This window comes from Bradyrhizobium sp. ORS 285 (assembly GCF_900176205.1).
Lineage (GTDB): Bacteria > Pseudomonadota > Alphaproteobacteria > Rhizobiales > Xanthobacteraceae > Bradyrhizobium.
Window position 1 is genome coordinate 6974643 of the sequence record NZ_LT859959.1, and the last position, 19738, is coordinate 6994380.

General features: G+C 65.7%; 19 protein-coding genes. 15 read left to right on the top strand and 4 right to left on the bottom strand.

Features of this window, described 5'->3' with window-relative positions; genetic code table 11:
• The first annotated feature begins 198 nt into the window (after positions 1-198).
• The 7 genes from BRAD285_RS31370 (at position 199) to BRAD285_RS31405 (ending at position 7024) form a co-directional block, all read left to right on the top strand.
• Entirely contained in the window at positions 199-810 is a 612-nt protein-coding gene (locus tag BRAD285_RS31370; protein ID WP_006615265.1) for a sigma-70 family RNA polymerase sigma factor, read from the top strand.
• Between the two features lie 351 nt (positions 811-1161).
• Positions 1162-2565 (top strand): cytochrome ubiquinol oxidase subunit I, encoded by a 1404-nt coding sequence (locus BRAD285_RS31375; RefSeq protein WP_035648760.1) that lies wholly within the window; start codon positions 1162-1164, stop codon positions 2563-2565.
• Entirely contained in the window at positions 2562-3572 is a 1011-nt protein-coding gene (gene cydB / locus BRAD285_RS31380; protein WP_006615263.1) for a cytochrome d ubiquinol oxidase subunit II, read from the top strand. Before BRAD285_RS31375 ends, cydB begins: the two co-directional genes overlap by 4 nt.
• A complete protein-coding gene (locus tag BRAD285_RS31385) occupies positions 3572-3697 on the top strand; it encodes a DUF2474 family protein (protein ID WP_085962880.1) in 126 nt (41 codons plus the stop codon). Before cydB ends, BRAD285_RS31385 begins: the two co-directional genes overlap by 1 nt.
• Before the next feature lie 109 nt (positions 3698-3806).
• Complete coding sequence (locus tag BRAD285_RS31390; protein ID WP_006615261.1) at positions 3807-4400, top strand: L,D-transpeptidase; 594 nt, start codon at positions 3807-3809, stop codon at positions 4398-4400.
• A 66-nt stretch (positions 4401-4466) separates the two neighbouring features.
• Positions 4467-5504: an amino acid ABC transporter substrate-binding protein gene (locus tag BRAD285_RS31395; RefSeq protein WP_006615260.1), complete on the top strand. Its 1038-nt coding sequence runs from the start codon at positions 4467-4469 to the stop codon at positions 5502-5504.
• Positions 5505-6511: 1007 nt separating this feature from the next.
• Entirely contained in the window at positions 6512-7024 is a 513-nt protein-coding gene (locus BRAD285_RS31405; RefSeq protein WP_197696967.1) for a fasciclin domain-containing protein, read from the top strand.
• A gap of 443 nt (positions 7025-7467) precedes the next feature.
• On the opposite strand, the gene BRAD285_RS31410 is transcribed toward BRAD285_RS31405, so the two are convergent.
• The gene (locus tag BRAD285_RS31410) at positions 7468-8607 is read right to left on the bottom strand and encodes an acyl-CoA dehydrogenase family protein (protein WP_006615432.1); all 1140 of its coding nucleotides are present in this window, start codon (positions 8605-8607) and stop codon (positions 7468-7470) included.
• Positions 8608-8761: 154 nt separating this feature from the next.
• Positions 8762-9946, bottom strand: a complete 1185-nt coding sequence (locus BRAD285_RS31415; RefSeq protein ID WP_035648884.1) for an acyl-CoA dehydrogenase family protein — start codon at positions 9944-9946, stop codon at positions 8762-8764.
• 168 nt (positions 9947-10114) lie between these two features.
• Between BRAD285_RS31415 and BRAD285_RS31420 the strand changes: the two genes are divergently transcribed.
• Complete coding sequence (locus BRAD285_RS31420; RefSeq protein ID WP_006615430.1) at positions 10115-10660, top strand: carboxymuconolactone decarboxylase family protein; 546 nt, start codon at positions 10115-10117, stop codon at positions 10658-10660.
• Between the two features lie 256 nt (positions 10661-10916).
• Here the strand turns inward: BRAD285_RS31420 and BRAD285_RS31425 are convergent, their stop codons facing one another.
• Positions 10917-12137, bottom strand: a complete 1221-nt coding sequence (locus BRAD285_RS31425) for an MFS transporter (protein ID WP_006615429.1) — start codon at positions 12135-12137, stop codon at positions 10917-10919.
• 195 nt (positions 12138-12332) lie between these two features.
• On the opposite strand from BRAD285_RS31425, the gene BRAD285_RS31430 reads away from it, so the two are divergent.
• Positions 12333-14399 carry a prolyl oligopeptidase family protein gene (locus tag BRAD285_RS31430; protein ID WP_006615428.1) on the top strand — a complete coding sequence of 689 codons (2067 nt, stop codon included), beginning with the start codon at positions 12333-12335 and terminating at the stop codon, positions 14397-14399.
• Positions 14400-14621: 222 nt separating this feature from the next.
• On the opposite strand, the gene BRAD285_RS31435 is transcribed toward BRAD285_RS31430, so the two are convergent.
• Entirely contained in the window at positions 14622-15299 is a 678-nt protein-coding gene (locus BRAD285_RS31435) for a DUF938 domain-containing protein (RefSeq protein ID WP_006615427.1), read from the bottom strand.
• A 187-nt stretch (positions 15300-15486) separates the two neighbouring features.
• Between BRAD285_RS31435 and soxX the strand changes: the two genes are divergently transcribed.
• Genes soxX through soxB form a run of 6 tightly spaced genes read left to right on the top strand, consistent with a single transcriptional unit; the run spans position 15487 to position 19571 of the window.
• Entirely contained in the window at positions 15487-15792 is a 306-nt protein-coding gene (gene soxX / locus BRAD285_RS31440; protein ID WP_050887008.1) for a sulfur oxidation c-type cytochrome SoxX, read from the top strand.
• Positions 15793-15811: 19 nt separating this feature from the next.
• Positions 15812-16306: a thiosulfate oxidation carrier protein SoxY gene (soxY, locus tag BRAD285_RS31445; RefSeq protein WP_006615425.1), complete on the top strand. Its 495-nt coding sequence runs from the start codon at positions 15812-15814 to the stop codon at positions 16304-16306.
• A 14-nt stretch (positions 16307-16320) separates the two neighbouring features.
• Positions 16321-16632 carry a thiosulfate oxidation carrier complex protein SoxZ gene (gene soxZ / locus BRAD285_RS31450; RefSeq protein WP_006615424.1) on the top strand — a complete coding sequence of 104 codons (312 nt, stop codon included), beginning with the start codon at positions 16321-16323 and terminating at the stop codon, positions 16630-16632.
• On the top strand, positions 16629-17474 hold the full coding sequence (gene soxA, locus BRAD285_RS31455) for a sulfur oxidation c-type cytochrome SoxA (RefSeq protein WP_006615423.1): 846 nt from the start codon (positions 16629-16631) through the stop codon (positions 17472-17474). Before soxZ ends, soxA begins: the two co-directional genes overlap by 4 nt.
• 35 nt (positions 17475-17509) lie before the next feature.
• Complete coding sequence (locus BRAD285_RS31460) at positions 17510-17812, top strand: hypothetical protein (protein ID WP_035648874.1); 303 nt, start codon at positions 17510-17512, stop codon at positions 17810-17812.
• A 10-nt stretch (positions 17813-17822) separates the two neighbouring features.
• The gene (soxB, locus tag BRAD285_RS31465) at positions 17823-19571 is read left to right on the top strand and encodes a thiosulfohydrolase SoxB (protein WP_006615421.1); all 1749 of its coding nucleotides are present in this window, start codon (positions 17823-17825) and stop codon (positions 19569-19571) included.
• Positions 19572-19738 lie beyond the last annotated feature (167 nt).

Sequence of the window (19738 nt, forward strand, 5' to 3'; positions counted from 1 at the left end):
TTGCCGCTGATTTAGTTCCGCATTTTGGAATAAGGCACAATTCCGCCACGACTGTTTCGCGATGTGCGGTGCGACGAAACATTTCTGCAGTCCCACGAAACCATTTTCCAGGTTTGGTGCAGACGTCCCGAAACGGGCACTCCGTAACAATCCCACCCGTCGAAACGCCGCAAGGGGGCGGCGGAACGGGAGAGTGCCATGCAAAACGTCGTTGCCATCAATTCCGGAGCCAGCCAGGGCATCATCGCTGCCCAGGCGACCACGGACGACATGCTCCTGGAGAGCATTTCCGATGGCGATCGCACCGCGATGCACACGCTTTATGCACGCCACAATGTGCGGGTCTATCGCTTCATCCTGCGCATCGTCCGCGACACCACCATCGCCGAGGACCTCGTCAGCCAGGTGTTCCTGGACGTGTGGCGCACTGCCAAGCAGTTCGAAGGCCGCTCGCAGGTCTCGACTTGGCTGCTCTCGATCGCCCGCTTCAAGGCGCTGACCGCGCTGCGCCAGCGCCGCTTCGAGGACATCGACCAGGACGAGGTGCGCGAGATCGCCGATGACAGCGACACGCCGGAGACCTCGCTGGAGCGTTCCACCACCAGCGCCATCCTGCGCGCCTGCGTCGCCAAGCTGTCGCCGGCGCACCGCGAGATCATCACGCTGATCTACTACCACGAGAAGTCCGTGGAGGAGGTCGGCCAGATCATCGGCATCCCGCAGAGCACGGTAAAGACCCGCATGTTCTATGCCCGCAAGCACCTCGCGGAACTCCTGCGCGGCGCCGGCGTTCATAGCCTGGCGGCCTGATTGCCACCCTTCCTCGCTGGGACCGGTGTCCCGGCGGGTTCCACGAGACGACGCACAAAATTCGCCGAATGAAACAATTGAAACGATCGGCGAAATCACCCCGAAAACTTCGACTTCTATAACTCCCCCCATCAACTGAGCCTCAGTCCCCCAGCTGACCTCAGTTTCGAGCGAGCAAATTCCACCTCCAAGGTTGCTCCGAAGACCCGGCGGATGCCCCCGCCGGGTCTTCGTCTTTTGTGAAGCCCACCGCAGCGCCGTAGGGCGATTTGACCATTTGATATCGCCCATTGCGGGTGCGATTGTCCGCGCAACAGGGGCCAAGTGCCCCGCAATGACGGACGGTTTCGGATGTTCGGTTTGGATGCGGTGGAGCTGGCGCGCGCGCAGTTCGCCTTCACGGTCACCTTCCACATCATCTTCCCCGCCTTCTCGATCGGGCTCGCCTCCTACCTCGCGGTGCTGGAAGCGCTGTGGCTGTGGACGGGGCGCGACGTCTTCCTCAACGTCTTCAACTACTGGCTCAAGATCTTCGCCATCGCGTTCGCGATGGGCGTCGTCTCCGGCATCGTGATGTCCTACCAGTTCGGCACCAACTGGTCGGTCTATTCCGACAAGGTCGGACCGGTCATCGGCCCGCTTATGGCCTATGAGGTGCTGACCGCGTTCTTCCTCGAAGCGGGCTTTCTCGGCGTCATGCTGTTCGGCCTGAAGCGCGTCGGACCGAAGCTGCATTTCCTCGCCACCTTGATGGTCGCCGTGGGCACGTTGATCTCGGCGTTCTGGATTCTCTCCGCAAATTCCTGGATGCAGACGCCGGCCGGTTACGCGGTGAACGCGGACGGACAGTTCGTCTCGGTCGACTGGCTGAAGGTGATCTTCAACCCGTCGTTCCCGTATCGCCTCGTCCACATGGTGCTCGCGGCCTATCTCACGACCTCGCTCGTGGTCGGCGCCGTCGGCGCCTGGCACCTGCTGCGCAATCCGCATCTGCCGGGCCCGCGCGTGATGTTCTCGATGGCGATGTGGATGGCGGCGCTGGTCGCGCCGCTGCAAATCATGGTCGGCGATGCGCATGGCCTGAACACGCTCGAACACCAGCCGGTGAAGATCATGGCCATGGAAGGCCATTTCGAGAGCCACAAGGACGGCGCGCCGCTTTATCTGTTCGGCTGGCCCGACCAGGAGAAGGGCGAGCTGAAATATGCGCTCGGCATTCCCAAATTCGGCTCGCTGATCCTCAAGCACCAGATCGACGCTCCGATGGCCGGGCTCGACACCGTGCCGCGGCAGGACTGGCCGCCGGTGCCGATCACCTTCTGGTCGTTCCGCATCATGGTCGGGCTGGGCATGCTGATGCTGGCGCTCGGCCTGTTCAGCCTGTGGGAGCGCTGGCGCGGCCGGCTGTACATCAACCGCGGCCTGCACCGCTTCGCGATCGCGATGGGCCCGGCCGGCTTCATCGCCGTCATTGCCGGCTGGGTCACGACCGAGACCGGCCGCCAGCCCTTCACCGTGTACGGCCTGCTGCGCACCTCCGATTCCGTGTCGCCGCTGGCGGCGCCCGCGGTCGGCACCTCCCTGCTCGCCTTCATCATCGTGTATTTCATCATCTTCGCCGCCGGGGTGATGTACATCCTGCGCCTGATGGCCGAGCCGCCGCATCCCGGTGAGCCCGGCCCGAGCAGCGAGCAGCCGGTGCGTACCGCCGGCATCACGCCGGCCGCCGGCGTTGTGCAGGGAGCGGGATCATGACCGTCGCCGTCGATCTTGCCACGCTCTGGGCGTTCATCATCGCGCTCGCCGTGTTCATCTATGTCGTGATGGACGGCTTCGACCTCGGCCTCGGCATCCTCTTCCCGCTGTTTCCGGGCAAGCACGACCGCGACGTCATCACCAACACCGTCGCGCCGGTGTGGGACGGCAACGAGACCTGGCTGGTGCTCGGCGGCGGCGGGCTGATGGCCGCGTTTCCGCTCGCCTATTCCATCCTGCTGCCGGCGCTGTATGCGCCGCTGATCGCGATGCTGGTCGGGCTGATCTTCCGCGGCGTCGCCTTCGAATTCCGCTGGCGCACGCGCGCCACACGCAATCTCTGGGACATCGCCTTCGCCGGCGGCTCCTGGGTCGCGGCGCTGGCGCAGGGCATCGCGCTCGGCGCCATCCTGCAGGGCGTGCATGTCGAGGGCCGCCACTATGCCGGCGGCTGGTGGGACTGGCTGACGCCGTTTTCCATCCTCACCGGCGTGTCGCTGGTCGCAGGCTACGCGCTGCTCGGCGCCACCTGGCTGATCCTGAAGACCGAGGGCGATCTGCGCGACAAGGCCTACCGCATCGCCTGGGTGCTCCTGTTCATGATGCTGCTCGCGATCGCCGCCGTGAGCCTGGCGACGCCGCTGCTGACCATCCAATATGCCCAGCGCTGGTTCAGCTGGCCCGCGATCGTGTTGACCGCACCGGTGCCGCTCGCCGTCGTCGGCGTCACCGTGCTGCTGATGAAGAACCTCGCCCAGAAGCATGACGGCTGGCCGTTCTTTCTCGCGCTCGCGCTGTTCTTCCTCTCCTACGCGGGCCTCGGCATCAGCATGTATCCCTACATCGTGCCGCAGAGCGTCACGATCTGGCAGGCGGCGGCGCCCGAGCGCAGCCAGCTGATAATGCTGCCCGGCGTGCTGGTGCTGGTGCCGCTGATTCTCGGCTACACCGCATGGGCCTATTGGGTGTTTCGCGGCAAGGTCGGCCACGACGCCGGCTATCATTGATGGCCACGGAGCAACCTGCCCCGCTCGCGAAACGTCTCGCCTGGTTTGTCGTGCTGTGGCTGGCCGGCGTCGCGACGGTCGGGACAGTCGCCTTCCTGTTGCGGCTCTGGATGAAGCTCGGATGACAGCGGACGACCTGCGCTCAGCTTGACTTTGCCACGAATATGCCCCTGAAATTTGGCGGGTGGATTTGATCGGGCAAGCTTCGCAGGGGTCCGTTGAGGAGAGCTTTGAATGCCGAGTTTCCGTCGCCTGCTGTGTGCCACCAGCGCCATCATCGCGCTGGCGCTGTCCACATCGCACAGCTTCGCCCAGTCCGAGGACCCGGGCGATCAGCCCGGTCTCGTCGCCGATGACGGCTACGAGCTCGATCCCGAGTGGCGCAAGCAGGTCGTCTATTTCCGCACCAACGAGCCGCCCGGGACGATCATCGTGTCCACCGCCGAGCGCCACCTCTATCTGGTGCAGCCGGGCGGCCGCGCCATCCGCTACGGCATCGGCGTCGGCCGTGACGGCTTCCAGTGGCAGGGACTGCTCGCGATCACCAAGAAGGCGGAGTGGCCGGACTGGACGCCGCCGCCGGAGATGATCCAGCGCCAGCCTTATCTGCCGCGCTTCATGGCCGGCGGCCCCGGTAATCCCTTGGGCGCGCGCGCCATGTATCTGGGCACCACCGTGTACCGCATCCACGGCACCAATCAGCCCTGGACCATCGGCAGCAAGATTTCCTCCGGCTGCTTCCGCCTGGTGAATGCCGATGTCGCCGACCTCTACGACCGTGTGCCCGTCGGCACCAAGGTCGTGGTGCGGCAGAAGCCGGAACTGTGACGGCGGCGATTGCCGCCGGACATTCAGACATCGCTTTGTCCTGACATTTTCTGAAAGAGATTCACCATGCGCACTTTCCGAGGCGGCCTGCTGATCGGGCTCGCCGTTGCCGTGCTCGTCGCGGCGCTCGCCGTCACCTATGAGATGTACGACACCCGCACGCTGAAGCGCACCGTCCGCCGCGGCGAGGTGCTGTGCGGCGTCAATGCCGGCCTGCCCGGCTTCTCGATTCCCGACGACAAGGGCAACTGGACCGGATTCGACGTCGACTTCTGCCGCGCGGTCGCCGCGGCGATCTTCGACGATCCGAAGAAGGCGAAGTTCGTGCCGCTCGACGCCAATGAGCGCTTCAAGGAGCTGCAGAGCCGCAAGGTCGACATCCTCTCGCGCAACACCACCTGGTCGATGGCGCGCGAGCAGAACTACGACCTGTATTTCCCGGCGGTCGCCTATTACGACGGCCAGGGCTTCATGGTGCCGCGCTCGCGCAAGCTGGAGACCGCGCTCGACCTCAACGGCAGCAAGGTCTGCGTGCAGGACTCGACCACCAACGCGCTCAACGTGTCCGACTACTTCCGCGCCAACAACATGAAGTACGAGGAGGTCAAGCTGCCGAAGCTCGACGACGTCCTCAAGGCCTATGACAGCGGCAAGTGCGACACCTTCACCGCCGACGTCTCGCAGCTCTACGCGCTGCGGCTGGTGCTGACAAAGCCGGGCGATCACGACATCCTGCCCGACCTGATCTCCAAGGAGCCGCTCGCGCCGGTGGTCCGCCAGCGCGATGACGACTGGATGATGATCGTGAAGTGGACGCTGTACGCGATGATCAATGCCGAGGAGCTCGGCATCACCTCCAAGAACATCGACGAGGCGTTGAAGTCGAAGAAGCCGGACCTGATGCGGCTGGTCGGCAATGAGGGCACCTACGGCCAGGATCTCGGCCTGTCGAAGGACTGGGCGGCACGCATCATCCGCCACGTCGGCAATTACGGCGAAGTCTATGAGCGCAACGTCGGCAGCGAGTCGAAGCTGAAGATCCCGCGCGGCATGAACCAGCTGTGGAACGCCGGCGGCATCCAGTATGCGCCACCGATCAGGTGACGGACTACGGCGTTGTCTGAGATCATGGACGTGATTCGGCATCATAAGCGGCTGGCTCGGTGTACCTCGCCCCGCTTGCGGGGTCGCGACGAGCTTCGCTCGCACTGAGAGGTCGGATTGCATCGCAAGATGCAATCCGGGTGAGGGGGTACAGGTCTCACCACGAACACTTCCCGTGCGTCTGCCCCTCACCCCAACCCTCTCCCCGTAAGAACGGGGCGAGGGAGCGCACCGTTCACTGCGCGAGAGCTCGAATCTCGACATGAACGACATTGATCTCGCGACGCTCCGTGCGTCCGAGCTTTGGCAAATTCTCCGCCCTCTTCAAATCGAGGGCGCAGGGAAGGCCAGGTGCCGACTGGCACCTGCGGCCCGCCTGCGAAAAAAAATGCAGGCGGCAGGAACCACAGGCTCAGCCGCATCGACCCGGCCTTCCCTGCGCGATGGGCTTAACGGTTATGGCGCGCTCTCCTCGGTGTCCGGCTGTTTAGCCACCGTCGCCCGCGCGATGCGCCAACATCGTCGCGAGCTTGACGCCAGCTTCGGGGCGCCAGGACCACGCGCTTTCACGTCCGCACCGGTGTCGTTCGTCGGCATGATCTCTCACGCTGCGACCCGATGCGGCCATCGCATCATCAGCCCGACACTCGTGACGACCGCGAAGCGTCCCTCTTGTGGGCCAAGACGCGCGGAGTGTGCGGCTGATTTGCCCGACGACACAACGCCCGTCGGATTGCGACAAAATGGCACGACGGGCAGCGCGCCTGCGAATACCGCGCAATTAGTTCAGCGGATTCATGCGCCTCGCGCGGCCCACTTGAAGACCGGCATTCGACCCTCACGAGTTCGTGAACGCGTTCTCAAATCCATCCGATCACGGCGGTCGTAACGACCTCGACCAATCCGGTCGGGGCGATGCGACCCTGGACCACAGGGGAGAACAAGGGCCGCAAATCCTTTTTGCGCATCAGCCAACTCATCAGTTCAGTTCACAAGGAAAAACTCGAATGACGCTGGGATTCCGTTCGTTCGTTGCCGGCGCGTTGATGCTGGGCGCGCTCTCCATCTCCGCTACCGCCGCTCGCGCTGCCGATATCGTCGATACCGCCGTTGGCGCCGGCCAGTTCAAGACGCTGGTCGCCGCCGCGAAGGCTGCGGGTGTCGTGCCGGTGCTGAAGAGCAAGGGTCCGTTCACCGTGTTCGCGCCGACCGACGCGGCGTTCGCTGCGCTGCCGCCGGGCACGGTCGAGGATCTCCTCAAGCCGAAGAACAGGGGCAAGCTCGCCGCCATCCTGAAGTATCACGTGATCCCGGGCGCGGTGAAGGCGGGCGACGTCGCCGGCAAGAAGCTCAGCGTCAAGACCGCGCAGGGCCAGAAGGTCGACGTCGACGGCACGATGTTCGGCGTGCAGGTCAACGACGCGCACGTCGTGCAGGCCGACATCGTGGCTTCGAACGGCGTCATCCACGTCATCGACAAGGTGCTGCTGCCGCCGGCCAAGGCGCCGAAGCATCACTGATCAGACGAGAGCATTGAGATATCGAGAGCGCGCCGTTGATGACGGCGCGCTCTTTGTTCGTGAGCTCCGAGGTCGCGACGTTCAAGATCGCAGGGACGCAACTGGCCTATGAGGGCCGATACCGTCGCAACAAGAACGGTGTCGTCCCGGCCTTTGAGCCGGGACCCATAACCACCGTCTGGAGTTTGGCGAACGCTGGAGCTACCAGCGCACGTCGCCACATCCCCCTGTGGTTATGGGTCCCGGCGTTCGCCGGGACGACAGCGGTGAGTGTGGCGCCACCTGGGCCGACACACAAAGACTATCGTACCCCGCGAAGGCGGGGTACCCAATACGCCGCGGCCCCTCGATTGATCACTGCGGTCTCGGCGTACTAGATCGTCCGCCTTCGCGGACGATGACAGTGGAGAGTGGAGCCAGAGCGAGGCCGACAACGAGGTGGCTTAGTAGCCCCTCAGCTCCGCCAGCTGCGCCGCGTGGTAGTTCGCATCCCCCAGCAGCTCCTCGCACACCCGCGCGCGCTTCATGAAGAAGCCGATGTCGAACTGGTCGGTCATGCCCATGCCGCCATGCATCTGCACGCCCTCCTGCACCGCACGGGTGGCGGTGGCGCCGGCGCGGGCTTTGGCCACGGCGACGGCGGCGGCCGCACCCGCAGGATCCGCATCGAGCGCCTGCAGCGCTTTGAGCACGGCGGCGCGCGTAATCTCGATCTCGATGTAGAGCTGGGCGGCGCGGTGCTGCAGCGCCTGGAATTCGCCGATCGCCTTGCCGAACTGCTTGCGCTCCTTGAGATAGGCGACCGTGCGGCCGAACACCTCCTCGCTCAGGCCGACCATCTCGGAGGCGACGGCACCGCGCCCGAGATCAAGCACGCTGCCGAGCACGGCCGCGCCGCCATCAACCTCGCCCAGCACGTGATCGGCGGTGACCTCGACATTGTCGAAGGTGATGCGCGCGGCGTTGTGCGCGTCGACCATGATGGTGCGCTCGATTGCCACGCCCTTGGCCCTGGGATCGACCAGGAACAGCGCCAGGCCGTCGCGCTCGCCCGGCGCGCCGGCGCTGCGCGCGACGACCAGCAGCAGATCGGCGACATGGCCATCGACCACCATCGCCTTGGCACCGCTGAGCTTGAAACCGTTGCCGGAGCGCACGGCCTGAAGCGACGTGTGCAGCGGGCGATGCTTGGCGCCTTCATCGAGCGCGAGCGCCGCGAGCAGCTTGCCGCTGGCGATCTTCGGCAGATACTCCGATTTCTGCGCCGCCGAGCCGGCGCGGGCCAGCGCCGACGCCGACAGCACCGCCGTCGCCAGGAACGGCGACGGCATCAAGGTGCGGCCGATCTCCTCCATCACGACACCGGCCTCGACCGCGCCGAGCCCGGAGCCGCCGTGCTCCTCCGGCACGAGCAGGCCGGCAAAGCCCATCTCGGCGAAGGTCGCCCAGAGCTCCCGGGAGAAGCCGGTCTCGTCTCTGGTGTCGCGCAGCTTGCGCAGATGCGCCACCGGCGCGTGATCGGAGATCAGACCGCGCGCGCTGTCGCGCAGCATGGATTGTTCTTCGGTGAGGAGGAGAGGCATGGCGTTTCCTGAATTTCTTCTGAAGTTTCGCTCTCAACCCTCATGGTGAGGAGTGCGCCTCTCGGCGCACGTCTCGAACCATGAGGCCATTGTCGGGCCTCATCCTTCGAGACGCGCGCCAAGAGGCACGCTCCTCAGGATGAGGGGAAACTGGTTACGCCCCCGGGAGATCGAGGATGCGCTTGGCGACGATGCCGAGCATGACCTCGGAGGTGCCGCCTTCGATGGAGTTCGCTTTCGTGCGCAGCCACGCGCGGGGCCGGGCGCCCTCGTGCGAGCGCGCGCTCTCCCATTCCAGCGCGTCGATGCCGCCCGATGACATCAGGAGCTCGTGGCGGCGCTTGTTGAGCTCGGTGCCGTAATACTTCATCGCCGACGAGAACGCCGGGTGACCCTGCCCGGCCTTGGCGAGATCGACCATGCGCTCGGCGGCCGCGGCGAGCGCGGCCTCGTCAACATCGAAGGTTGCGATCTCGGCGCGCAGCAGCGCATCGTCGAGCCGGCCCTGCGCATCGCTGCCGACGGAGTCAGCCGCGACCTGGCCGAGCGGACGGCTGCCGCCGCGCTCGCCCATGCCGGAGATCATCGCGCGCTCGTGCTGCAGCAGATATTTGGCGACGTCCCAGCCGCGGTTGACGGTGCCGAGCACATTAACCTTGGGCACGCGGACATTGTCGAAGAAGGTTTCGCAGAACGGCGAGCGGCCGGAGATCAGGAGGATCGGCTTGGTCGACACGCCCTTCGAGGTCATATCGAACAGGATGAAGCTGATGCCGTCATGCTTCTTCGCCGCGGGATCGGTGCGCACCAGGCAGAAGATCCAATCGGCGTAGTTGGCGTAGGACGTCCAGATCTTCTGGCCGTTGATGATGTAGTCGTCGCCGTCGCTCTCCGCGCGCGTCTGCAGCGAGGCGAGATCGGAGCCGGCGTTCGGCTCGGAATAGCCCTGGCACCAGCGAATGAGACCGGCGGTGATCTTGGGCAGATGCTCGCGCTTCTGCGCGTCGGTGCCGTATTTCAGCAGCGCCGGTCCGAGCATCGAGATGCCGAACGAGGTGATCGGCGCACGCGCGCCGATCGCGGCCATCTCCTGGCGCACGATCTTGGCCTCCTCGCCATCGAGGCCGCCGCCGCCATATTCTTTCGGCCAGTGCGGAACGGTCCAGCCCTTGTCGCGCATGCGCTCGAACCAGATGCGCTGCGGCTCGGAGGAGAATTTCGCGTTGCGGCCGCCCCAGAACGTGTCCTCGTCCGAGGTCATCGGCCGGCGCATTTCGGGCGGGCAGTTCGCCTCCAGCCAAGCCCGCGTTTCGCGGCGGAATGTGTCGAGATCGGCCATCTTTGAATAGACCATGCCCAGTCCTCGCGCGTTTCCATGTTTGCTGTCGTTGGAACGACCTAACCTCAGCACGTCAGGGAATTCAATATCGATGTCACCGCGGCCGGCTCGCCTTGCCAGCCGATCTATGGTCATGATGCCGCCGCGTGAAAATACGAGGAAACGACCATGCGCCTGAAACTTCTTTCGCCTGGCGAAATGAGCGCTGACCAGCGCCAGACCTATGACGAATCGATCGCCAGCAAGCGCGGCTCGCCGCCGCCGCCGATGATGGCCTGGCTCAACAGCCCGGAGATGGCGCGGCATGCGACCCGGCTCGGCGCCTTCCTGCGCTATGACACGGTGTTTCCGGCTGCGCTGTCGGAGATCGCGATCCTGGTGACGGCACGGCATTGGACCGCGCATTACGAATGGTACGCGCATAAGCGGCTGGCGCTGGCGGGCGGTTTGGACATCAAGATCATCGACGACATCCGCGACCGCCGCACGCCGGCGTTTTCCGATGCCAAGGCGCAGATGATCTACGATGTCGCGAAGTCGCTGCATGAGGGACATGGGCTGACGGATGCGCTCTATGCCGAGGCGATCGCCACGCTCGGCGAACGCGGCCTGGTCGAGATCATCGGCCTGTGCGGCTACTACACGATGGTCTCGATGACGCTGAACGCGTTCGAGTTCGATCTGCCGGAGGGCGAGGTGTCGGAGTTGAAGTAGTCAGGAGCACGACAGCGCTCCCGCCGCTACGGTGCCCATGACTGCGCCCTCTCCCCTTGTGGGAGAGGGCTACACCGCGGGCAGCTACAAACTCACTCCGGTGAGGGGTTCGTGCCGCATACTCAGGCCGTCGCCCGGGGCAACCCCTCACCCGGTTTCGATGCTTCGCATCGAAACCACCCTCTCCCACAAGGGGAGAGGGTACACCGCCCGATCCGCTCGACGGGTGAGCCTATTTGTTGCGTGCGAGCTCTTTTTATCCCTGCTCCGCCGCCACCCGCCGCTTCGACGACCACACCAGCGCGAGCACGCACAGCCCCAGCAGCACCGGCGGGAATACCACCATGTTCACCGCCGACCAGCCGAAATGCGCGAGCAGCTGGCCCGACGAGAACGAGCCCAGCGCCATCAGGCCGAAGATCAGGAAATCGTTGAACGCCTGCACCTTGTTGCGCTCGGCCGAGGTATGCGTCTCCAGCACCAGCGCGGAGGCGCCGACGAAGCCGAAATTCCACCCCACCCCGAGCGCCACGAGCGTGGCCCAGAAGTGCATCGCGGTCAGCCCCGACAGTCCGATGATCGCAGCGACGGCTTCCAGCGCCAGCCCGACGGCAACGATGACCGGAGCGCCGAAGCGGGCGATCAGCGAGCCGGTGAAGAAGCTCGGGCCATACATCGCGACGATGTGCCATTGCAGGCCGAAATTGGAATCCGACACCGTGAGCCCGCACATCTGCATCGCGAGCGGCGCGGAGGTCATCACCAGGTTCATCACGGGATAGGCGATGGTGCCGCACAGCGCCGCTGCGATGAAGCGCGGCTGGCGCACGATCTCGAACAGCGGCCGGCCGACATGCAGATCGGCGGCCGCGGGCTTCGGCAGATCGACGCCGGCGACGATGCCCATCGCGATCAGCGCCACCGCGGCCTGGATCAGATAGCTGAAGGCGAACAGATAAGGCTGCCAGACGTCCATGGTCCATTGCACGAGCTGCGGACCGAGCAGGCCGGCGAAGATGCCGCCGGCCATCACCCACGACACCGCCTTCGGCCGGAACGCGGCGCTGGCGCCATCCGCAGCCGCGAAGCGATAGGACTGCGCGACGGCGCCGTAGAGGCCGCCGAGGAAGGTCGCGAGGCAGAACAGTGCGAACGAGCCGCGCAGGATGGCGAGGCAGCCGAGCACGCCGGTGACGGCGCCGCAGCCGGTGCCGATCAGGAACGCCGCGCGGCGGCCGTAGCGGCGGGAGATCGCGCCGGTCGGCAAGGTGCCGGCCGCGAGGCCGACGACGTACATCGAGATCGGCACGGTCGCGAGCCCGATGTTCGGGGCGATGGTGACGCCGACGATTGCGCCGGTGGCGAAGATCACCGCCGAGTTGGCGCCGGTCAGCGCCTGAGCGGCAGCGAGGCGGGCGACATTACGGCGCGCGCGGGCATCATCGGAAGTGTCTTCGGTCACGGTCACGTCGATCATGGGTTGTCCGGACGGCGCTGGCCCGCGCTGCCTCATTGCTCGGCTGTCGCGGCACTATTGCGGGAAGCCCGCGATCGAGGCAACCGGCCGCAACGGAAACAAGCCATGCGCGATGCGTGATTCGACAGGCCAAGCCGGCCCGGCTAATCCAGCCGGCGGTATTCTCGCGTCAAAGGCGGCTGCGGAGCTTGAGCCATGTCAATCGACGATCGTCCCACCGTCGCGGCACCCGACGACGATCCGCATCTGTGGCTCGAGGACGTCGAGGGTGAGCGCCCGCTCGCCTTCGTCGCGGCACAGAACCAGCGCACACTCGCGGCGTTCGGCGGCGCGGGCTTCGAACGCGATCGCGACACGCTGGCGGCGATCTTCGATCGGCCGGACAACATCCCGTTCGTCAGCCGGCGCGGCGGGCGCCTCTACAATCAATGGAAGGACGCGGCGCACCCGCGCGGGCTGTGGCGCCGGACCAGACTGGACGAGTTCCGCAAAGCGGAGCCGAAATGGGACGTGCTGCTCGACATCGACCGTCTCGCCGCCGACGAAGGCGAGGACTGGGCGTTGAACTGGGTCTCGACCCTGCCGCCGATTCATGAGCGCGCGATCCTGTCACTGTCGCGCGGCGGCAGCGACGCGGTGGTGCTGCGCGAATTCGATCTCAGCACCAAGCGCTTCGTCGAGGGTGGCTTCACGCTCACCGAGGCCAAGGGCAGCGTCGATTGGCTCGACCAGGACACGCTGCTGCTGTCGAGCGCGTTCGGCGAGGGCATGGCGACGCCGTCGGGTTATGCGCGCACGGTGCGGCTGTGGCGGCGGGGCGAGCCGGTCGACGCAGCGAAGGTGATCTTCACCGCCGAGAACGACCAGTCGGTCTGGGTGCGCGCCGATGTCGATCGCGGTGTCACGCCGGCACGGGTGTGGTTCACCGAGGGGCTCGACTTCTTCAACCATCATCTCTGGCTCGGCGACGCCCAGGGCGCACGCACCAGGCTCGATCTGCCGACCGATTGCTGGATGACCGCGGATGGCGACTGGATGGCGGTGAAGCTGCGTCAGCCGTGGACAGTCGGCGAGACTGCCTATCCCGCCGATGTCGTGTTGGGCATCCGGCTGTCGGCGTTTCTGGCCGGCTCGCGCGACTTCGTTCGCCTGTTCGAGCCGGGCCCACGCCGCGCGCTGCAGGGCCTGTATTGGGCCGGTGGCCGGCTGGTGCTGTCGATCCTCGACGAGCTCCGGCCGCAATTCGAGCTGTGGACGCCGTCACCGCAGGGATGGAATTGCGAGCGGCTGCCGGGCTTGCCGGAGATTGCGACCGTGGACGTCTGGCGGTTCGACATCGAGGACACCGAGAGCAATGGCGACCTGCTCGCCAATGTCCAGGATCCGCTGACGCCGCCGTCGCTCCAGCTCATCGAGGGCTTTGGTGCGCCCGTCATCCTCAAGCGGGCGCCCCGCACCTTCACCGCCGAGGGCTATGTGGTGTCGCGACACGAGGCGGTCTCGGTCGACGGCACCAGCATTCCCTACACGCTGACCGGACCGGCCGAGCAGACCGGCGATGCGCCGGTGTATATGAGCGCCTATGGCGGCTTCGGCCATACCATTCGCCCCAGTTACAATGCTGCGCTCGGCAAGCTGTGGCTGGAGCGCGGCGGCAGCCTGGTCGAAGCCAACATCCGCGGCGGCGGCGAGTTCGGCACCGCCTGGCACGATGCCGGCCGCTATGCCGGCAAGCGGCTCGCGCATGATGATTTCGCTGCTGTTGCCGCCGATCTGGTCCGGCGCGGCGTCACCGTGCCGAAGCGCATCGGCGCGCAGGGCGGCTCGAATGGCGGCATCCTGATCACCAACATGCTGGTGCGCTATCCCGAGCGCTTCGGCGCGCTGTTCTGCACCATCCCGCTGATCGACATGCGCCGCTACACCAAGCTGCTCGCCGGCGCGAGCTGGATCGCGGAGTATGGCGATCCGGACAAGGCCGAGGAGTGGGGCTGGCTACAGACCTATTCGGCCTATCACACCGCCAAGCCCGGCCAGCCTTATCCGCCGATCCTGATCGCCACGACCCGGCGCGACGATCGCGTGCATCCCGGCCACGCGCGCAAGATGACGGCCAAGCTGCAGGCGATGGGCTACGACAGCTGGTTCTACGAGCCCGCCGCCGGCGGCCATGGCTACGGCACCGACAACCGCGAGCGCGCCAGCTTCATCACGCTGGGTGTGCGGTTTCTGGCCCGGCATGTGGGATTGGAGATGGGATAGCGTCTAAGCTTCGTTGCAGACGGCGCAGCCTGCCCCACCCACCGCCGTCGTCCCGGCGAACGCCGGGACCATAACCACAGGGTCCAGTTGTCGCGCGAGATCTGCGTGGCATCTCTCCGCGCGACCAACTGCTGCCGCGGAGTATGGGTCCCGGCTCAAGGCCGGGACGACAGCGGCGGCTGGCGATGCGCCGTTCGTAAGTCGCGCAGAGCCGTCGACAACTCACGCAATTCGCGCGAACACCAGGATCATGTTGTTAGCGGGCATCTCCACCGTTTCGCGCAAGACGAGGCCATTGCGCGCGCCGAGCGCGTCGAGGTCGGTGATGTCGCGGACACCCCACTCCGGGTTGCCTTCGCGCAGAGACGTATCGAACACGGCGTTGCTGACGGCGGTGTGCTTGCCGGCGCGCTTGAACGGGCCATAGAGCATCAGCAGCCCGCCCGGCGACAGCACCTCGCCTGCTCCCGCGAACAATCCCTCCGCCACGGCCCACGGCGCGATATGGATGACGTTAGCGCAGAAGATCGCGGCGAGCTGCGCCGGTCCGCCGGCGGCCCGGAATGCGCCGACCCAGGCCGGATCGGACAGGTCGAGACGCTGGGCGTCGCGGATGTTGGAGAGACCGGCGTGCGTACGCCAGGCGGCGATGCTGGCGAGGTGATTGTCGTTGTAATCGCTCGGCCACCAAATGAGATCGGGCCGCTGCGCGGCGAAATGCACGATGTGCTGGCCGGTGCCGCTGCCGGCCTCCAGGACGTCGCCGGAGCGGCCGTCGAGCAGCCGCGCCAGCACGGCCCAGATCGGCTGGTGGTTGCGGTGGAACGCAGCCGCATCCAGCCGCCCGTCCGGTTCCACGCGCCGGCCATCCCGGCCGAACTCCACGACATACTCCGCCATCCGATACTCCCGGCCGCCGACGAACGGCCCTCATTAACCGCGTTGCGCCGGCCACCATAGCCGCATTGTCAGCCGATGGTCTTTATGCTTTGCAGCCCCTATATTGCTGACATCACCGAGACGTCGGAACCTCACCTTGATCACATCCGTCATGCGTACCGCCCTGGCGCTCGGGCTTTCGCTCGCCATGTCTCCTGTTGCGATGTCCGCGGCTCACGCCCAGTCCGGCGCTGCCGAGGGCCAGAAGCTGGCTTTCGACCGCGGCAAGGGCAATTGCCTGACCTGCCACGAGATCAAGGGCGGCGATCTGCCGGGCTCGATCGGGCCGAAGCTCGAGAACCTCACAGGCCGGTATGACCGTGCCGAGCTGACCGCAATCCTCAACGACGAGACGGTCCGCAACCCGCTGACGGTGATGCCGCCGTTCGGCCGCAACCGCATCCTGACCGAGCAGGAAATCAGCGCCATCGTCGATTTCCTGCAGACCCTCTGATTCCGTTTGGAGACACTGAATGACTGCCTCGTTCGGCCCAGTGACCAGCCGCCGCCTGATCCTGAAGGGCGCCGGCCTCGTCGCGCTGATCGGCCTCGGCAATGCCGTGCTGCACGCAACGCCGGTATTCGCCGCCACCAACGACAACAAATATCCCGAAGACGCCTTCAAGCAGAAGAACGCGGGCGACGCGATCAAGGCGCTGTACGGCCGCGACCACGAGGCATCCGACAAGATCAAGCTGGATGCGCCTGAGATCGCCGAGAACGGCGGCGTGGTGCCGATCGCGGTAACGACGTCGCTGCCGAACGTCACCTCGATTTCATTCATCGTCGCCGAGAACCCGAACGCGCTCGCGGCATCCTACAAGATCCCCGAAGGCACCGTGCCGGCGGTGGCGAACCGGCTGAAGATGGCCAAGACCTCCAGCGTGATCGCGCTCGTCGAATCCGGCGGCAAGCTCTACAGCGCGACGAAGGAAGTGAAGGTCACCGTCGGCGGCTGCGGCGGCTAAGGGGGAGAGCGACCATGGCATCGAGCATTCGCGTCCGCGCGATCCTGAACGGCGACATCACCGAGGTGCAGACCCTGATCCAGCACCCGATGGATACTGGCCTGGTCAAGGACGCCAAGGGCGAGATCATTCCGGCGCACTACATCCAGCAGCTCACCTTCACGCACAAGGACAAGACCGTGTTCCTGGCCGATTGGGGCACCGCGGTCTCCAAGGATCCCTACGTCAAGTTCGGCTTCAAGGGCGCGGCGAAGGGCGACGAGCTGAAAGTGAGCTGGGTCGACAACAAGGGCGCGACCGACAGCCTGACGGCGACGATCCAATGAGCGCACTGCGCCTGCTCCTCGCTGTAGCGGCGGCGTGCGGTCTCTGCGCATCCGCGGTTGCCGCGGACAAGCCCGATCCGGCTGCCGACGCGAAGGCGTTCCAGGACTACTTCGTCAAGAAGTTCCCGAAGGTGGCGTTCGACGACTTCGTCAACGGCCCCTATTCGATGAACGCCGACATGCGCCGGCAGTGGGAGGAGAAGGAGCAATTCCCTCCTTACGAGTTCGCGCTCGAGGCCGGCAAGGAGATGTTCGCCAAGCCGTTCAAGAACGGCAAGACCTACGCCGACTGCTTCCCGAATGGCGGCATCGGCATCCGCCAGAACTATCCGTATTTCGACGACAAGGAAGGCAAGGTCATCACGCTCGAGCTTGCGCTGAACCGTTGCCGCGAGGCCAATGGCGAGCCGCCCTATTCCTACGTCAAGGACGAGATGGCCTCGCTGACCGCCTACATGGCGTTCACCTCGCGCGGCAAGCGCTTCGACATCAAGATCCCCGATGATCCGCGCGCGCTGGACGCCTATGAGAAGGGCAAGGAATATTTCTACACCCGCCGCGGCCAGCTGAACTTCTCCTGCGCGAGCTGCCACGTGCAGAGCCCGGGCGAGCGCATCCGCGCCGAGATCCTGGCACCTGCGCTCGGCATTCTCAACGCGATGCCGATCTACCGCTCCGAATGGAGCGGCATGGGCGCGATCAGCCGCCGCTTCGTCACCTGCAACAGCCAGACGCGCGCCGTGCCGCTGGAGCCGCAATCGGACGAGTATCGCAACCTCGAATACTATCTGTCCTACGTGTCGAACGGCCTGCCGGTTTCAGGACCGGGAGCGCGGCCATGAGAAATTTTCCAGGACATATCGCAACAACAAACGTCATGAAAAAGATCGTGTTCGCCATGATGGTGTCGGCGGTCTGCGCCGGCTCCGCGCGGGCCGCGTCGGAAGCCGACTACGTCGCGGCTGTCGCGGCGGCCGAGAGCGCCAACAAGGAAGCCGGACGTCTGCGCAACCAATGGACCGTGACCCAGGCCGCACTGAATGCTGCAAAGAAGGCGGCGGAGTCCGGCAATTTCGACCAGGCGCTGAAATCGGCGCAGGAGGCCGAGGCGCTCGCCAAGGCCTCGATCGTCCAGGCCACCAGCGAGAAGCAGCGCTGGAAGGACCTGGAGATCCGCTAGGACGCGAGCGATGATGCGGCGCCGGGATCTTCTCAAAATATCAGGTGCCGCCGTGCTTGCCGCGCCGGCGCTGCTGCGCAACGCCCATGCCGCCGAGACCGTCAGCCTCTACGACATCGAGAAGTTCGGCAATGCGCGCATCCTGCACATCACCGACACGCATGCGCAGCTGCGGCCGGTGTATTTCCGCGAGCCCAGCGTCAATCTCGGCATCGGCGAGATGTGGGGCAAGCCGCCGCATCTGGTCGAGCGCGCCTTCCTCGACCGCTACGGCATCCGCCCCGATAGCGCCGAGGCCTATGCCTTCACCTCCTTCGAGTTCGAGAAATTTGCCGTCCGCTTCGGCAAGATGGGCGGCTTCGCGCATCTGAAGACGCTGATCGACAAGCTGCGCGCGGACGCCGGCGATCATCGCTCGCTGCTGCTCGACGGCGGCGATCTCTGGCAGGGCACCGGGCTCGCCAATGCGATGCGCGGCGCCGACATGGTGAGCGCCGCCAATCTGCTCGGCATCGACGCAATGACCGGGCATTGGGAGTTCACCTATGGCGAGGAGGCGCTGCGCGCCAATCTCGCGCGCTTCAAGGGCGAGTTCCTGGCGCAGAACGTGTTCCTGACCGAGGAGGCCGCGTTCAACGACGCCAAGGCGTTCGATCGTGGCTCGGGCCGCGTGTTCAAGCCGGCCATGATCAAGGAGATCGGCGGCGCGCGCATCGCCGTGATCGGCCAGGCCTTCCCCTACGTGCCGATCGCCCATCCGCGCCGCTTCACGCCGGACTGGACCTTCGGCATCCGCGAGGAGGAACTGCAGAAGCTGGTCGATGCCTTGCGCGGCGCCGATAAGGTCGATGCGGTGATCCTGCTGTCGCACAACGGCATGGATGTCGATCTCAAGCTCGCGAGCCGCGTCACCGGCATCGACGTCATCCTCGGCGGCCACACCCATGACGCGATCCCGCAGCCGGTCGCGGTCAGCAACGCCAAGGGCGCCACCCTCGTCACCAATGCCGGCTCCAACGGCAAATTCGTCGGCGTGCTCGATCTCGACGTCGGCAAGGGCCGCGTCGCCGATGCGCGCTACCGGCTGCTGCCGGTCTATTCGGAGCTCCTGAAGCCGGATGCCGCGATGCAGGCGCTGATCGACCAGACGCAGCAGCCGCAGGTCGCCGCCTGGAGCGAGAAGCTCGCGACCTCGGACCGGCTGCTGTATCGCCGCGGCAATTTCGAAGGCACCACCGACGATCTGATCTGCGCGGCGCTGCGCCGCGAGCTCGATGCCGAGCTTGCGCTGTCGCCGGGTTTCCGCTGGGGCCCCTCCGTGCTCGCCGGCCAGTCGATCATGCTGGAGGACGTGCTCGCGCAGACCGCAATCACTTACCCGGAAACCTATGTGCAGCGGATGACCGGGGCTGACATCAAGGCCGTGCTCGAGGACGTCTGCGACAACCTCTTCAACGCCGATCCCTATCTGCAGCAGGGCGGCGACATGGTGCGCACCGGCGGCTTCTCCTATCGCTGCACGCCGTCGGAGCCGATCGGCCGCCGCATCACCGACCTCACACGCGACGACGGGCATCCCTTGGAAGCCCACAAGACCTACAAGGTCGCCGGCTGGGCTTCGATGAACGCGCAGGACGGCAAGCCGGTGTGGGACATCGTCGCCAACCACCTGCGCAACGGCCAGTTGGTGCTGACGGGAACCAACAAGGTCACGCTCTCGGGCGTCGACGGCAATCCGGGATTTGCGTCGCAGTCGTGAGGGGGGCCTGGGCCGACCTCATCCTGGTGGCGCGTCGCACTCCGTTATAGTCCGGGTCGGCACGTCATACGCCGCTGTCGTCTCAGCGGACACGGGGACCCATAGACACCGCTGGCGCTGCCCGAGCGCGCTGGAGCGGCATCGCGTGTTGCCACGGGCGACGGTGG

Bases quoted from the DNA above. Each gene is read 5' to 3' on its own strand.
- soxY (WP_006615425.1), top strand. From the start codon at position 15,812: ATGACTGCCTCGTTCGGCCCAGTGACCAGCCGCCGCCTGATCCTGAAG.
- BRAD285_RS31405 (WP_197696967.1), top strand. From the start codon at position 6,512: ATGACGCTGGGATTCCGTTCGTTCGTTGCCGGCGCGTTGATGCTGGGC.
- BRAD285_RS31395 (WP_006615260.1), top strand. From the start codon at position 4,467: ATGCGCACTTTCCGAGGCGGCCTGCTGATCGGGCTCGCCGTTGCCGTG.
- BRAD285_RS31435 (WP_006615427.1), bottom strand. From the start codon at position 15,299: ATGGCGGAGTATGTCGTGGAGTTCGGCCGGGATGGCCGGCGCGTGGAA.
- BRAD285_RS31430 (WP_006615428.1), top strand. From the start codon at position 12,333: ATGTCAATCGACGATCGTCCCACCGTCGCGGCACCCGACGACGATCCG.
- BRAD285_RS31370 (WP_006615265.1), top strand. From the start codon at position 199: ATGCAAAACGTCGTTGCCATCAATTCCGGAGCCAGCCAGGGCATCATC.
- BRAD285_RS31460 (WP_035648874.1), top strand. From the start codon at position 17,510: ATGAAAAAGATCGTGTTCGCCATGATGGTGTCGGCGGTCTGCGCCGGC.
- soxA (WP_006615423.1), top strand. From the start codon at position 16,629: ATGAGCGCACTGCGCCTGCTCCTCGCTGTAGCGGCGGCGTGCGGTCTC.
- soxX (WP_050887008.1), top strand. From the start codon at position 15,487: ATGTCTCCTGTTGCGATGTCCGCGGCTCACGCCCAGTCCGGCGCTGCC.
- BRAD285_RS31390 (WP_006615261.1), top strand. From the start codon at position 3,807: ATGCCGAGTTTCCGTCGCCTGCTGTGTGCCACCAGCGCCATCATCGCG.
- BRAD285_RS31410 (WP_006615432.1), bottom strand. From the start codon at position 8,607: ATGCCTCTCCTCCTCACCGAAGAACAATCCATGCTGCGCGACAGCGCG.
- cydB (WP_006615263.1), top strand. From the start codon at position 2,562: ATGACCGTCGCCGTCGATCTTGCCACGCTCTGGGCGTTCATCATCGCG.
- BRAD285_RS31375 (WP_035648760.1), top strand. From the start codon at position 1,162: ATGTTCGGTTTGGATGCGGTGGAGCTGGCGCGCGCGCAGTTCGCCTTC.
- soxB (WP_006615421.1), top strand. From the start codon at position 17,823: ATGATGCGGCGCCGGGATCTTCTCAAAATATCAGGTGCCGCCGTGCTT.
- BRAD285_RS31420 (WP_006615430.1), top strand. From the start codon at position 10,115: ATGCGCCTGAAACTTCTTTCGCCTGGCGAAATGAGCGCTGACCAGCGC.
- BRAD285_RS31425 (WP_006615429.1), bottom strand. From the start codon at position 12,137: ATGATCGACGTGACCGTGACCGAAGACACTTCCGATGATGCCCGCGCG.
- soxZ (WP_006615424.1), top strand. From the start codon at position 16,321: ATGGCATCGAGCATTCGCGTCCGCGCGATCCTGAACGGCGACATCACC.
- BRAD285_RS31385 (WP_085962880.1), top strand. From the start codon at position 3,572: ATGGCCACGGAGCAACCTGCCCCGCTCGCGAAACGTCTCGCCTGGTTT.
- BRAD285_RS31415 (WP_035648884.1), bottom strand. From the start codon at position 9,946: ATGGCCGATCTCGACACATTCCGCCGCGAAACGCGGGCTTGGCTGGAG.